We start from the raw sequence: 12926 nt of genomic DNA, 5'->3' as shown, positions 1-12926 counted from the left end.
GAAAACAGCTTTCTTGTCCTTCTTTGCTTCCAGTTTACCATACTAGCCAATGAAAAAAAGAGTGCATCGCTGCACTCTTAGGAAGTATAGATATAAAACTCGATTTCCTTCTTGATCGGCTTTTTGATCCAGCGTTTCACAGCAGCTGCCCGCTTCAAGCCCATATGCTCATAAAAACCGTAATTACAAGTGGTATCGGTATAAAGGAAAAACGGAGCTGTTTTATCATGCTGGACCATCGCTAAGAAGGAAGTAAAGAGTTGCTTGCCTACACCCAATCCTTGTGTTTTGGGACTAACGGCAAACAAACCAACTTCGGTCTGAAAAGGAATTTGTAAGTCTTTCAACATCGCTTGATTTAACTCAGCCACCTCTTTGGCATAATGCAGCAGCGTGTTTCTCCCTTGATTAGAAAGCACTAAGCAGCCAGCATGCCACATCGTTTTCCCCCAATAGCGCATTGGATGAAGCTTCTTCCCTCTTTTACTGTCTGCTAATAAGATACCGACAGCTTCACCATTTAAAAGAGCCACACGTGAATAGGTAGCACGGGCAAGTTCATAACACAAAAAGACATGAGCAAAGTGTTTGGCGGTCTTCTGGTCAAATTGCTTGTCGTAGTTCCAGCTATCAATAATTACTTGCACAAGCGCAGGCAGATCTTCTCGTTTAAATGGTCGATATGTTACTTGTTTATTCATTCTATCTTCCTCCCAGTAGTTGACTATCTTTAGTATAAAGTTTACAGTAACTGTAAAGTCAAGGAGGAGCGCCATGAAAACCAAATTAAAAGTATCGGAAATGGCACGCTTAGCGCGAATCAATCCTCGGACACTCCACTATTATGACGAGATTGGGCTATTTCAACCAAATAGCAAAGACGAGAACGGGTACCGGTATTATTCCCTTGATCAACTTTTGGATCTCGGATTGATCCTGTCATTGAAAGAATTATCGATGCCCTTAAAAGAGATTCAAACAGCGTTGCAGGGGGATGCCGAGACCATGAGAAACTTATTGGAAGCCAAGCGGCAAACCATCGATGAAAAAATTCAGCAGTTGTCCAACATCCAAAAAATCATCGAACGAAAAGCAGCGGACTTGCGTCTGGCTGCAGAAAAAACTTCCCCCTTCACCTTGAAGGAACAGCCAGAGGAGTATTTCTCCCTTAGTCCTAGATTAAACGGCAGCAGCATCCCAGAGATGATCACCCAAGCCTACGACCTTTTGATGGCACAGCCTTATCTTTTCTCGAATAACGAATACGGTTTTATGATTCGGACGAACAAAGACAATACGCAGGACATCGACTACGTTTATGTGCGGCAAGAAGAACCACAACGAGCTTCCTTCGTGAAACCAGCAGGTTGCTATTTAACCACCATTTATCAGGGGGATGACGAAGGATTGAAGCAGTTCTATCAAAAACTCAAGCAGCTGATTGCAGCGCACCAATGGCAAATCGATGACTACTTCTATGAACGATCGATCCATGAAACGACCCTTAGCAACGAGCAAGCTTATTTGACAGAGATCCAAGTACGGATTTTATCTGAGGAATAAGGATTCGTCTAAACAACACTAAAAAGTAAATGAAAAAACGCAACGACCACGAGCAGTTTCTTTCGCCTCGCCGTCGTTGTGTTTTAATTAAATCAAATGGTTTTCTTTCAACAGATCGCCAATGTAGGTATGTTCGGTTTTCTTAACGAATCCTTCCAATAGTTTCCGTTCGATAAATGGTAGCTCCATTTCCGTGATTTTTTTCTTATCGGTCAGATAATAGACAGCTTTGGCCAAGGTACGCAGATCATAAGCGGAAGCAAACACTTCTGGTACCCCGCGTTCCACATCTAATAGCTGATAAACAGCCTCCATTGCAGTCCGAACGGAATACTCTGTTGTAAAAACAGTGTCTCTTTCAGTCTCTGCGAAATTACCGATAAAAGCTAAGTTTTTGGAGCCATTTGGAATAACCAATGGCCGATCCCCTGGCTCACGCAGCATGAAGTAGGAAGTGATAAACGGCATGTAAACCGGAACTGCCACACTTGATTCTTTTGAAATGCGTTGGATTTCTGCTTCCGGCACGCCTAAATGGTAAAGCAGTTCTTGCACGATTTCTTGTCCCGAACATTGTTCAATTGGTTTTTTGATGTAGTTTCCTGGCGTATTTGACAACAATCCATACACCCATGTGATCGTTTGTTGGTCTTTTTGTTCTTTAAAGTGCGGTTGGCGATGGGTCGCAAAGCTCATCATCCAATTGGAATCTTTGATGGTGATGATCCCGCCAGTGACGATTCTGCCTGTTCGCAACTTGCGATGGGTCAATTTTTCTAAATAAGGTTCAACATCAAAATTTTGCCAAGTGACAGTTGCCGAAACAAACCAGCTTTCTTCAGGTAAGTTTTCATAAAAGACTTCTGGATGACCAAACTCAGGCGATTGCGCCGCCAAGTTTTTCCATAAACGCCAGCTACCACCAGGTGCTTTTGAGATAGGCGCTGGAGTATAATGGTCCCCTTGCGTGGAACTTTCAGTGATCGATCCGTTGGTAACAAAGACCAAGTCATCTTCTGACAAAGGAATTTCTTCGATTGCCCCCGCTTTTTCTAGCACAAGTTTTTGAGCAACTTTTTCCTCGCCCACGATCCGAACATCGATATTGCTGACTGTGCATTCATATTGGAAGTCGACTCCTTGTTCTTCCAAATAAGCAAGTAGTGGTTTGACCAATGACTCATATTGGTTGTAACGGGTAAATTTTAACGCGGTAAAATCAGGCAAGCCATCGATATGATGCACAAAACGCAACACATAGCGACGCATTTCAATCGCCGAATGCCATTTTTCAAAGGCGAACATCGTACACCAGTATAGCCAAAAATTGGATTCAAAGAATTCTTCGCCAAAAACATCTTCGATTTTTTTCCCGATCAATTGATCTTCTGAAGTCATAAATAATTGAGTCAATTCTTTTTGTGCTGTAGCAGACAAGGTAAATTCTCCATCATCTGCTGCTCGTTGGCCGCGATTGTGGATGATCCGACAGTTAGACGAATTTGGATCATCGTGATCCAACCAGTAAAACTCATCTAACACTGAAGCATCTTCCACCTCCAAAGACGGAATCGAGCGAAATAGATCCCACAGACACTCAAAATGATTTTCCATTTCTCGACCGCCGCGGGTCACAAATCCATCATGGGGAATGAATTTTCCGTCTAATGAACCGCCTGATAAAGAAAGTTCTTCAAGGACGTGGATTTTCTCACCAGCCATATGGCCGTCACGGATCAAGAAGACTGCCGCAGCAAGTCCTGCTAATCCACCACCAACAATATAGGCTTCTTTCTTTTCGACATCTTTCGGTTTTCTGCTTCTTGCAAAAGCTTCGTAATTTCCGTTCGTATATCTCATGTAGATCCCTCCTAATATTGGTACGTTTTTATGGTATCAGTAACTATTTTTTTTGACAAAAATTTGTACTAGTAAAAACAAGTGATTTTGACAAATCGGCCTTTTTGTCAAAAAAACAAGGGCAAAATCCCACCTTTTAGAAGATCTGCGCCCAGCACAAAAAGCGCCCCTAAGAAAACTGATTGCAGCTTTCTTAGGGGCGTTTCTAACAAAGGACAAACCCTTTGCCTTTTCAATAAAATATTTATTTCACGCGTAGAGCGAAGCTAGCAGTCGAAAAGCCTGATTGTGCTTCGGTGACTGTATAACCCGTGCTTGGCGCATGGATATAGCTTGTATTACTTGTAGCGATCGCTACATGGTAGGTATTCCCTTTTTGACCCCAGAACAGCAAGTCGCCAGCTTGTGCTTGCGAGACAGGAATGATCGTCCCTGCGCTTTCTTGTGGGACTGTCCAATCACCGATGTTTTTGCCCGTCACTTTTAAGAAGACGTAGCGTGTAAACCCAGAACAGTCGAAGACATCTGGTCCTTTGCCTCCCCATTGATAAGGAGTGCCGATATGTTTTCTAGCTTCTGCAACGATCGCTGCTCCGTTCACGCTCATCGGAACATTGGTATTGCCTGCGTTGTTATTGTTGCCAGGAGTCGTCGCACTGACTTCTTTGACATATGCTGCAGATACCCAGCCACCAGTTGATAACTTATACCAAGTGGTATTGCCATTGACTGACGTGCCTTGTTTTTGAGCCACTGCTTTGAAGGTCGCATTACTGCCCAAACTGCTGACCACACTTGCAGAAGTCGATGCATTTGAGCGCACATTCATCCCAGTGGTTGTTTGGAACGTCTTATTGATGGCTTGCTCACTCGCATTGCTTGAGCCGTTTGATGAACCAGTATTGTTTGAACCTGTGTTTGAATTATTGTTATTACTTGTATTTCCAGAACTAGACGTGACGTCACGCACATATGCCGCTGTGATCCAGCCACCAGTCGATACTTTGTACCAAACATTGGTGCCGCCAACGGATGTGCCATTTTTCTGGGCAACGACCTTCACCGTCGTGCTGTTGCTTAGGCTGCCAACGACACTGCCGCTTGTTGACGCACTCGAACGAACATTTAATGCCGCTGTTGTTTTCACGTTCTTGCTGATAGCCGTTTCTGCAGAAACACTTGTATTGCCGCCAGAAGAACTATTGCCTGTGGAGTTACTGGAAACATCTTTGACATAGGCTGCCGTGATCCAACCGCCTGTGGACAATTTGTACCAAGTGGTCGTGCCATTCACCGATGTCCCACTCTTTTGTGCAACGACCTGTACTGTCGCATTACTGCTCAAACCGCGTACGACACTAGAACTTGTCGTTGCATTTGAACGGACGTTCAATGCAGTAGTCGTTTTCACTGATTTCGAAATTGCTTTTTCCGATGAAGAAGACGACGAATTGGACGAGCCTGTATTGGCAGAAGAAGAGCCTGAGGTGCTCTTCACATAAGCCCCTGAGATCCAGCCGCCTGTTGATAGCTTATACCATATTGTATTGCCATTCACTGAGGTACCGTTCTTTTGAGCCACCGCAGTGATTGTTGTATTTGCTCCTACACCACTTACGATAGAGGCGCTCGTTGAAGCATTTGAACGAACATTCAGTGAAGCTGTTGTTTTAAATTGTCGATTGATCGCCGTTTCAGCTGACGATCTGGCAAGAGTAGCAGTTGTGTTGGTTGATGACGAAGCGTTCGTCGTTTCGGTCGCATGAGCAAGAGACGTAAAGACACCTGAAGTTGATGCTAACGCTGCTGTGATACCCAATCCTTTTTGTACGAAAAGGGACCGTTTTTGTTTCACTAAACGCTTCCGTTTGATTTTCCGAGATTCCAATAAAACACCCCCTGTACCCCATTTTAACAAAAATTAATATTTTTTGATATTGTTTTCGTTTTGTATTTTTTTAATTTGCGTTTAATAAAACGTGTCATTTATTTTCCTGCGTTATTCTTTTTAATCACTTTCTCTTTGACGCTGACCACTGACACTATATTTACAAAGATTTCTATAAACAACAAAAAAATGCTATTTCATTCAACGTTATTTTAATTCGCGAATAAAAACAGGATTTTTTTTGCAAACAAACCCACTTTTTGAAAATCAAGACTGTTATTTGAATAACATTTCTTTCCTGATCCCCTTTTTCAAAAATCGATACTAAAATCACCCATTTATCATTCCTTTTTTACACACGGGATTCTGTGAAAAAGTTTTTTCAAAAAGAATGCTTCTTTCACCAGTGTGATCGACGCTATGATGAAATCCTGTTACATCGCTTCCAACTGGATACGAATTTTTTGATAGAGAAGTCCCTCACTTCTACCGAAAGAAATATTTTCACAATGTATTTCATACGAAAGTTTATAATACCAAGGAGAAAACCAAGAATTTGCATAAGTTTGTGAAATTATGCTATACTAAAAAAAAGGAAGAGGTGACCGAGTATGAAAACAAAGACGAAAGAAAAAGTTTATGCTGAACGACAACATAACTACAAAACGAAAAAAGAAGAGATTTTCAAAAAAGCCCTAGATTCCGTACCGACCACAGACAAGAAAAAAGAAGAACAGAAAAAGAAAGCGTAGAATCCTGCGTTTTCTTTTTTTGTTGATCTGTAAAAAGACGAGGCTTCGCCGAAGGGTGGCGAGTCTCGTCTTTATTGTAATCGAAAAAAAAGCAGGCTATGATACTTTCTATCTCAACCATTGTCAATTCACCTTGAAAATCACCGAATGACTACCATCAATGCAATAAAGGGAAACTCTTCCTCAAAAGAAGCGACAGTTTCTTATTCCAACGGGTCTTAAACACAATATTTAGTAGGCGAAAACACGTTCCTACAATATATTGTGGATAAACCTGTTGAAACTGTGCATAACTAAAAAGCCTGCGATTTTTTCGCAGACTTTTTAGTTATTGACATGCTTGAATTAATCTAGAGATAAATAATAGCTCACATTATCTGGTAACGGTTTAAAGCCATTCTTTTTGTAAAAATCCGCTGCGGGCATACTTTCTTCGGTATCTAACAGGATCGTTGGAATCTCTTTCTTGAGCAGATCCTCTTTGATCATTTCTAAGAAAGTGGAACCCAAGCCCTTTCCTTGGTGCGTGCCTGTAATTAAAAAGGTGTCGACCACATACTCTTTTCCTTGATACCAGGGCTTGATAAAGCCCAATGAAAGACCAATCAATTCATTCGATGCTCGGTTTGTTAGTCGATAACCAATAAAAGTATTCATTGCCATCATTGATGATACATAGTCGGTGATTTGCGGCACTGTCAATTGGTCATTCCATGGTTCTGCTGAAAATACAGCAATATAGTGGTCCACGACTTCTGCTAAATCTGCCGTTGTTAATTCACGCATGCTTACGTTCTTTTCCATCCTATCTCCTGCTTCCCTTTCTATTTCGGTCGAGCCTATACTCGAAGAATCCACTAATTTTTGTGCGTGTATCAATCATCGATTCGTTTTGCATAGCCATTGCCATAACTGATATAACGGCGCTTTTGGTTGACGGCCATTTTTTTATGAATCTCTGCTTCAAGATCAATGGAAAGGATTTCTGCTAACCCAAGAAGATAAATCGCCACATCCGCCAATTCTTCTCCTACCTCTTGTTGCTTCCGATAGGCATCAAAGGCCTCCCCTATTTCACCATATAAAGCCAAAAACTCTTTTTCAATATTGGTGACATTGAATTGGTGATCAATCTTGTTTTGATAAATCGCTTTTTGCATTTCTGATAGTTTCATAGTCGCTCCTTTTGGGATAGTATACCATTTAATTAAAATTCAAAATAGAAACTTAGTAAAAAAATCACCTCAAAAAATAGTGACCCCAAAACGTTAGAATTTTGATCTAACTTTTGTAGGTCACTATAATATAGGATTCCCTTTTTTTATTCTGCCCGCTCCAATTCAGCAGATTTGATTGCAACCCGTTGAGCGATTTTTAAAAATGGAAAATAGATTGCTACACAGACGACGATGATGATCACTTGAACCAAAACAACTTTAAAATCCCCTTTTGATGCCAACAATGCACTAAGAATTGGTGGTGTCGTCCAAGGAACCATCACAGAAAGTGGCTCAATGAATCCTACTGCGGTAGCAAAGTAGCCAATCAACGTCGCCACAATTGGACTTGCAACGAAGGGAATGATCATGGGTAAATTGAAGACGATCGGTAAACCAAAGATGATTGGCTCATTGATATTAAAAATACCCGGAGCTAGGGATAGATTGACGACATCCCGAAAAGGTTGGTAATTGCGGACGAATAAGAGCACTGCAATGATCAAGCTGATCGTAAATCCAGTCCCGCCTAGTTGTGCGAAAACCGTCACGAATGCTGAATTTAAGATATTGGGCGGCGCAGCACCGTCCTGCACGGCTTGCATGTTTTCATTCATATTGACTAACAGCAATGGATCTAATAAGGTGCCATTGATGACGGTTTGGTGAATGCCTAAAGTAAACAGAAAGTTGCCCGTTGAATAGATGATCAAGAACCCAAAAATCGATGTGTTCAATAAACGCAGTGGTTCTTGGATCACTGTGGAAATGATTTGAATCAGATCGGTATCAAAGGCTGCTAGCACGGTCGCAACTAAGGCAAAGAAAGAAATCACTAAAATAGCAGGGATCAACGTGCTGAAGGATTTGCTGACGGCAGGAGGAACTTGATCCCCTAAATTGATTTTTAAGTGCTTGTTTTCTGATAGCCGAATAAATAATTCCGTGGCAACTAGCCCACAAATGATTCCAGAAAACATCCCTTTGGTCCCGACATCATCAAACAGCATCACACCACTGATGGTCACTTCTGCTTGGGCGCCTTCTGGCATCACGGCATGAGCCATCGCCAACATGACCACTAAGCAAGTCGTTGCCACAAAAGTTGCATTGATAGCGCTTGGATTATTTTTGTTGCGACAAAGGAAGTAGGCGATCATCGGAGCAATCAGCAAACCGGCGATATTCAATGTTCCATTGGTGATGGAATTGCCAAACACTTGCATTCGCGCCAAGGCAGCCCCTTCTAAGAACCACGGAAAGAAGACATTATTAAACAACACAGCGATCCCTGCGATAATAAAGGCAGGCATTAAGGTCGCAAACGCATCACGAAGACTTTTGAGATGAACCTGATTGCCGAGACGGACCGAAAACTCTGTAAATTTATCTAAAAACGTGCGCTTTTCTGCTGCCATTTTCTGTTCCTCCTATTCTGCATATGGGTTTGTATAGATCGTACTACCATTCGTTTTGATCACTTCTTTGAACCATTCATACGATTTTTTCGGCACACGTTTCATATCTCGCAACTCATGATTGCCACGATTGACATACACAAGTCCGTATCGTTTCTCCATATCACCTTGAGAGCTCAAAATGTCGATCAGTCCCCAGCCAAGATAACCAAGACAGACCACTCCATCTTCCACCATCGCTGCAAGCATCGCTCGAATATGCTCTTGATGGTAGGCAATCCGGTAATCATCTTGAATCGGTTCGTTGCCATTCCAATGCTCTCTGACACCAATTCCGTTTTCAATCGGAAACACTGGCAACCGGTACCGCTGATAGACTTTATTTAAGACATCACGGAAGCCGAGCGGATCAATTTGCCAATTCCATTCCGTCGTTTCAATATACGGATTGTCTTGTTTTCCAAAAGTCATGTACCGATTTGGCGGCGTTCCTTCAGGGATTTTTTCAGCGTTCAAGGTAGAAGAAGCATAATAGCTAAAGGCAATGTAATCATTTTTCTGCGCTGCGATCGCTTCTAATTCCCCAGGTAAAATATTCATATTGAGTTGATGATTTTTCACGTATCGGTCTTGTGCTGCCGAATACTTGCCGTGCGCATAGCAATCTAATAAAGTAAAATTCGCAAATTCATCAAACTCTCTTGCTGCTTTGATGTCTTGTGGACGACAAGTCGCTGGATACGCTTCAGAATACGCCAGCATGCCGCCAATCTTCGCATTTGTTGTTTCATGAAGATAGTTACAGATCTCTGCATGGCAAACCATGACATTGTGGAAAATTTGATACAATTCTTCTGTTGTTTCTTCCCCTTCTAAATAGCCGCTGATCTTAAAACCATGGTCTTGGTGGAAAAGATTTTGTTCGTTAAAGGTTAACCAATAATGGACTTTATCCGCAAAACGATCCACCATTTCTTTTCCAAAGCGAATGAATGCGTCCTTCACTTCTTTACTGATGAACCCGTTATAGGTTTTCGCTAGATGCAGGGGCATATCAAAATGGTACAAACAAATCATAGGTTCGATTCCTCGAGCTAACAGATCATCAATAAAACGATCGTAATAGGCGATCCCTTCTTCATTAAAGGCACCATCTCCATCGTGAACGACCCTTGACCAAGAAATTTGAAAACGATACATGTTCATCCCCAAATCTTTCATATAATCAAAATCTTCTGTATACGCATGATAGTTATCATTTGCTACATGCCAATCGCTAGCCTGTTCCGAAGCTTCCCGTATATCATAAACGGATAAGCTTTTACCACCTTCATTCCATCCACCTTCTGTCTGCATACTGCTGACACTGTTTCCCCAATAAAATGTCGTCATAGTGATTCCTCCATCATTTGTATTCGCTTACAAAACCTATTATAATTAGGTGAAATCGGCATGTAAATTTTTCAAACACACATGTAAAGCTTTTTCTGTACATATGAATTTCAGTTGATTCTTTAATGATATACCTTGTTTTTATCCTCTTCAAACAAAACTCAAGTCCATGAATTACTTTACATAAGGAGTGATGACTATGACAAAATACAAAGAGATCGTTGATCAGTTGCGGACGAACATTTATGAAGGTGTTTTTCCAGCTTTATCAAAATTACCGGAACAAACTGCGTTAGCCAAACGATTTCAAACCTCGCGAATGACGATCCAAAAAGCGCTAAATCAACTGAAGCAAGAAGGCCTGATTTCCACCAAAAGAGGTCATGGCACCTATGTCAATTCAGCAACCTACCAAGGACAGATCAATGAGTATATCGGTTTAGTCAACCGATATGGCGGACGGCATAAAGTGCAAAGTAAAATCATTAGTTTCAATGTTCGCTTCCCAGAAGCCAACGAAATGGATTACTTGTCCTTGCGAGAAAACGAACCTGTTTATGATATCGTAAGACTGCGCTATGTTGATAACGAACCCTTTGAATTAGAGTACACGATCATGCCCATCAAAACCATTCCCGATATTGATATGGCGATCCTTGAACACTCGATCTATCGATATATCACTGATTCCTTACACCTCAAAATAGGTCCCGCCATACGTAAAATCCGTGCCGACAAAGCGGATTCCTATGATATCAAATATTTAGAAGTTGATCCCAATGATCCGATCTTAGAATTAGAACAAGTTGCTCGTCTCTCCGACGGGCGGCCCTTCGAATTTTCGCAAACTCGTTATCCTTACCAAAATCGTGAGATTTACTATCTTTCTGAACCTTAATGACAAAAAAACAAGTCTGAAGAAAACTCAGACTTGTTTTTATTGTCTAGGAAAGGTGAACTCGTTAAGATTCTTCGGTTTTTTTCGCCGTTCGCTCGGGACTGACCCAAACGCCGCTACCGTAGCCAAGGATGGTTTTGACGGCTGGAATAAAGGTAGTGACGATCGTTATGGCATTAATCATCCAGTAAAACAGCATGTAAAAAGGGGCAAAGCGGAAATACTTCAGCTTGCTGCGGTTATCATCCACTAAGAGACTGGTAAATAGCTGCATGACCCCTGCAATCATCTCAAAACAAACAAAGAGAAAGGCCATCGTAAACATATGGTAGATCCGCTCGTAATTCCCAGTTGCCCCATAATAAATCAGATAAAAAACAAACAAAGCCGAAGACAACCAGAAAAAGAATGACCAGATAATACTTAAGGACTGATCCACAAACATGGCGGTTCGTCCGATATTTTCAAAAGGGTGTAAGAAAACTTTTTTAAAATTGGTCAACCACACTTCCGTTCCGCCTTTCGCCCAACGTTTCCGTTGCCGATAGAGCATCTTGAGTGTTTCTGGCACCTCCATGAAAAACATCACTCGTGACGCAAATAATGACAACCAACCATGGAATTGATGGTCCCAGGCAATACTGATATCTTCCGTGGCACGATTTTGTCGAAAGAGACCAACATCCATCAATGCGGCTCTACGATACATTGTGTTGGCACCGCTATAGGCATAGATGACGCCGAAAACGGCTTGCTGGGTTCGTTTGATAATTCCTACGATACTTGAAAATTCAACGGTTTGCGATTTCCCGACGATGGTTGTGCGATTTTGAACGTCCATATTCGCCGTAATGGCAGAGATATTGATGGAATCTTGGCGGATGAAATAATTGACATATTTCCACAATGCATCAGGTTCAGGGACCGTATCTGCGTCGTTGCTCAAAATCAATTCCCCTTTAGCAAACCCTACACCAATATTAAAGGCATGGGCTTTCCCTTGGTTTTTTTCGATACGCAAAACCCTTAGATTCGGGTACTGTTCCATCAATCGATCTAGTATCACAGGAGTTTGATCCGTTGAGCCATCATCCGTCACCAACACCTCATAGTTGCTGTAGTTTAGATTGTTCATTAAATAATGAATCGTGTCTTCAATTACGACTTCTTCATTGTGAGCCGGTACCATAATGGTGATCATCGGCTCGATCTCTTCGGGGATTGGTATCCACTCTAATTGACGATAGCGGAACAAAAAACGATTGCAGATCACCCCGATGAACCAAGCAAAGCCACCTAAAATTGGGTACGTGAACAGAATCATTAAAACGACCGTTAAAAATGTATCCAACCACGGGAACCCAGTATCAAAATTGACAACCATCAGCCCACCCCATTTCTACGGAAAAGTTCTTGGATCTCCGTTTCTCCAATGTTTTGCTCAGGAGCAACGGCATAGTACTTGGCAGCGTGACGCTCTTCTTTCGTTCCGAAGCGTTCTTCGTAAAAAGCTTCTAATACTTCTTTGCGTTTTTCTAAGGCAACTTCGTCATGCATCGATTGCTTTTGCAACAATCGTTTGAAACGCCGGTTGTTCCTCAAGGTCAACAAAGTAAATGTCAGAACCAAGACCAAAAAAGAAATTCCTAAGAACAACGCCAAAAAATCAAAAGTCACTGCTTCTTCCAGATATGTCCGAAAGGCGATCCGATCCGCCAGATTCGGTAAAGTCAGCGGGATGGCCAGCCAGACAAACGGAACCAAGACCATCAGCCAAGCAAGAATCGTCAAAATCGTTTGGCGGGTCTTCAAAGCAGAACGACCTTTTTGAAAATACGCATCGGTGACCAACCGTTCTTTGACTTCTTCCCGTGTCACTCGTTGTTTCATTTTACTCACTCCTTAAAAAGTATTTTTTTGCTGTGAAGAAAAAGAAGC

At 41.9% G+C, this 12926-nt stretch carries 12 protein-coding genes; 3 read left to right on the top strand and 9 right to left on the bottom strand.

The genetic code is table 11. The features are described 5' to 3' along the window. Window positions 1–77 precede the first annotated feature (77 nt). On the bottom strand, window positions 78–701 hold the full coding sequence (locus IGJ74_RS04985) for a GNAT family N-acetyltransferase (RefSeq protein WP_034878738.1): 624 nt from the start codon (window positions 699–701) through the stop codon (window positions 78–80). 73 nt (window positions 702–774) lie between these two features. Between IGJ74_RS04985 and IGJ74_RS04980 the strand changes: the two genes are divergently transcribed. Beyond that, window positions 775–1563 (top strand): MerR family transcriptional regulator, encoded by a 789-nt coding sequence (locus tag IGJ74_RS04980; RefSeq protein WP_005237356.1) that lies wholly within the window; start codon window positions 775–777, stop codon window positions 1561–1563. Between the two features lie 87 nt (window positions 1564–1650). Here IGJ74_RS04980 and IGJ74_RS04975 read toward each other — a convergent pair whose 3' ends face one another. After that, window positions 1651–3423, bottom strand: a complete 1773-nt coding sequence (locus IGJ74_RS04975; RefSeq protein WP_008377255.1) for an oleate hydratase — start codon at window positions 3421–3423, stop codon at window positions 1651–1653. Window positions 3424–3667: 244 nt separating this feature from the next. Beyond that, a complete protein-coding gene (locus IGJ74_RS04970; RefSeq protein ID WP_034878740.1) occupies window positions 3668–5311 on the bottom strand; it encodes an SH3 domain-containing protein in 1644 nt (547 codons plus the stop codon). A gap of 611 nt (window positions 5312–5922) precedes the next feature. Between IGJ74_RS04970 and IGJ74_RS04965 the strand changes: the two genes are divergently transcribed. Beyond that, window positions 5923–6063 (top strand): hypothetical protein, encoded by a 141-nt coding sequence (locus IGJ74_RS04965; RefSeq protein WP_005237363.1) that lies wholly within the window; start codon window positions 5923–5925, stop codon window positions 6061–6063. A 345-nt stretch (window positions 6064–6408) separates the two neighbouring features. On the opposite strand, the gene IGJ74_RS04960 is transcribed toward IGJ74_RS04965, so the two are convergent. The 4 genes from IGJ74_RS04960 to IGJ74_RS04945 form a co-directional block, all read right to left on the bottom strand. After that, entirely contained in the window at window positions 6409–6867 is a 459-nt protein-coding gene (locus IGJ74_RS04960) for a GNAT family N-acetyltransferase (RefSeq protein WP_008377253.1), read from the bottom strand. Between the two features lie 71 nt (window positions 6868–6938). Beyond that, on the bottom strand, window positions 6939–7238 hold the full coding sequence (locus IGJ74_RS04955) for a MazG-like family protein (RefSeq protein ID WP_005237365.1): 300 nt from the start codon (window positions 7236–7238) through the stop codon (window positions 6939–6941). A 146-nt stretch (window positions 7239–7384) separates the two neighbouring features. Next, window positions 7385–8698, bottom strand: a complete 1314-nt coding sequence (locus tag IGJ74_RS04950; protein WP_005237366.1) for a PTS sugar transporter subunit IIC — start codon at window positions 8696–8698, stop codon at window positions 7385–7387. Window positions 8699–8710: 12 nt separating this feature from the next. Continuing rightward, window positions 8711–10090 (bottom strand): glycoside hydrolase family 1 protein, encoded by a 1380-nt coding sequence (locus tag IGJ74_RS04945; protein ID WP_087664405.1) that lies wholly within the window; start codon window positions 10088–10090, stop codon window positions 8711–8713. 199 nt (window positions 10091–10289) lie between these two features. Between IGJ74_RS04945 and IGJ74_RS04940 the strand changes: the two genes are divergently transcribed. Beyond that, a complete protein-coding gene (locus tag IGJ74_RS04940) occupies window positions 10290–10988 on the top strand; it encodes a GntR family transcriptional regulator (RefSeq protein WP_034868333.1) in 699 nt (232 codons plus the stop codon). 64 nt (window positions 10989–11052) lie between these two features. Here the strand turns inward: IGJ74_RS04940 and IGJ74_RS04935 are convergent, their stop codons facing one another. Together IGJ74_RS04935 and IGJ74_RS04930 are read right to left on the bottom strand one after the other, a co-directional pair. Then, the gene (locus tag IGJ74_RS04935; RefSeq protein ID WP_218193165.1) at window positions 11053–12372 is read right to left on the bottom strand and encodes a glycosyltransferase family 2 protein; all 1320 of its coding nucleotides are present in this window, start codon (window positions 12370–12372) and stop codon (window positions 11053–11055) included. Beyond that, on the bottom strand, window positions 12372–12878 hold the full coding sequence (locus IGJ74_RS04930) for a hypothetical protein (protein WP_086332101.1): 507 nt from the start codon (window positions 12876–12878) through the stop codon (window positions 12372–12374). Before IGJ74_RS04930 ends, IGJ74_RS04935 begins: the two co-directional genes overlap by 1 nt. Window positions 12879–12926 lie beyond the last annotated feature (48 nt).

The organism is Enterococcus sp. AZ009 (assembly GCF_050548785.1).
Taxonomy (GTDB): domain Bacteria; phylum Bacillota; class Bacilli; order Lactobacillales; family Enterococcaceae; genus Enterococcus_D; species Enterococcus_D entomosocium.
The sequence above is the reverse complement of the archived record's forward strand: the minus strand, read 5'-3'. Positions and strand labels throughout refer to the sequence as shown.